Origin of the sequence: Rhodovulum sp. PH10, from assembly GCF_000293785.1 — a bacterium.
Lineage (GTDB): Bacteria > Pseudomonadota > Alphaproteobacteria > Rhizobiales > Xanthobacteraceae > Rhodoplanes.
Genome location: NZ_AKZI01000185.1, coordinates 1 through 829, shown reverse-complemented (window position 1 = coordinate 829; position 829 = coordinate 1). Strand labels below are relative to the sequence as shown.

The window sequence follows — 829 nt, the reverse complement described above, 5'->3', positions numbered from 1 at the left end:
CCGCCAAGAACTCGTCGGGCAGGCCGACCTGCTTGAACTTCGGCGCGACGCCGGCGCGCAGCAGCGCACCGGCCACCGCCTCGCCGAGCCCGCCGACCACGGTGTGGTTCTCGGCCACCACCACCAGACGGCCGCTGCGGCTCGCCTCGCGCACGATGGTCTCCTCGTCGAGCGGCTTGATGGTCGGCACGTGCAGCACCGCGACGTCGGCGTCGCCGCCCTCCATCGCCTTGGCCACCTCGAGCGCGCGCATGGTCATCAGGCCGGTCGAGACGATCAGCACGTCGCGGCCGTCGCGGATCGTCTTGGCCTTGCCGAGCTCGAACTCGTAGCCGTACTCGTCGAGCACCAGCGGCACCTTTCCGCGCAGAAGCCGCATATAGACGGGCCCTTCGTGGGCGGCGACCGCGGGGACGATCTGCTCGATCTCGTGCGCGTCGCACGGATCGATGATGGTCATGCCCGGAATGCCGCGCATGATGGCGATGTCCTCGGTCGCCTGGTGGCTCGGGCCGTAGCCGGTGGTGAGGCCGGGCAGGGCGCAGGCGATCTTCACGTTCAGGTGCTCCTCGGCGATCACCTGATGAATGAAGTCGTAGGCGCGCCGCGTCGCGAACACCGCATAGGTGGTGGCGAACGGCATGAAGCCTTCCTTCGCCATGCCGCCGGCGGCGCCCATCAGAATCTGCTCGGCCATGCCCATCTGAAAGAAGCGTTCCGGGAACGCCTGCGCGAAGATGTGCAGATCGGTGTATTTCGACAGGTCGGCGGTCATGCCGACGATGTCGTCACGGGTTTTCGCGACCTCCACCAGCGCGTGCCCGAACGG

Annotated in this window: 1 protein-coding gene; it reads right to left on the bottom strand. The window is 67.9% G+C overall.

The window, feature by feature from the left end; genetic code table 11:
* Positions 1-829 (bottom strand): transketolase family protein (locus A33M_RS20880; protein WP_040622332.1); only part of this gene is annotated, 829 nt, incomplete at both ends.